We start from the raw sequence: 633 nt of genomic DNA on the forward strand, positions 1-633 counted from the left end.
CTGTATGAAGAGCTGATCCCGCGGCTGTTGCGCAAGGAGCATGAGATCCTGTCCTGCCTGTCCGCGCAGGAACGCCGCGACCTCGGCCGCCTGCTCGGCAAGGTCGAGACCAGCCTCGAGCTGGTGCAGACCAGCGAAGAGGCCGACGCGAAAGACGTGTATTAGGCCACCCCCTCGTCATCCCGGGGCGACGCGCCAGCGTCGAGCCCGGAATCCATTGATCTACGGACCGTGCGGCCTGATGGCTTCCGGGCTCGTGCTTCGCACGCCCCGGAATGGCGGTGGAGGGAGCTACGCCTTGTCGATGTGCTTCGCGATCGACAAGGGATCGAAGGATAATTATTTCCCTTGTCGATCGCCTCCTGCAACACCGTACCGATCAGCTCGGCGCCGCGGATTGCGATGCCGGCGTCGGCGGCGAGCTCCAGCGCGTAGGACAGATCCTTCAGCGCATATTCGGTCGAGAACGCGCGCTCCGGAAATACGCCCGGCACGATTGCCTTCATGCCGTGGTTGCGCAGCGCGAAGCTGTCGGCGGAGCCTTTCGACAGGGTGTCCAGCAGCAGTTTTGGATCGACGCCGTTGTGCTTTGCCACCGCGACGGCTTCAGCCAGCGCGTTCACGGTCTCGAAC

1 protein-coding gene is annotated in these 633 nt (G+C 64.0%); it reads right to left on the reverse strand.

What is annotated here, in order from left to right:
• Nucleotides 1-161 precede the first annotated feature (161 nt).
• Nucleotides 162-633: NAD-binding protein (locus NS334_RS18940; RefSeq protein WP_206542727.1), on the reverse strand; the 472-nt coding region annotated here is incomplete at its 5' end.

Origin of the sequence: Sphingomonas endophytica (assembly GCF_001476895.1) — a bacterium.
GTDB lineage: Bacteria > Pseudomonadota > Alphaproteobacteria > Sphingomonadales > Sphingomonadaceae > Sphingomonas > Sphingomonas endophytica_A.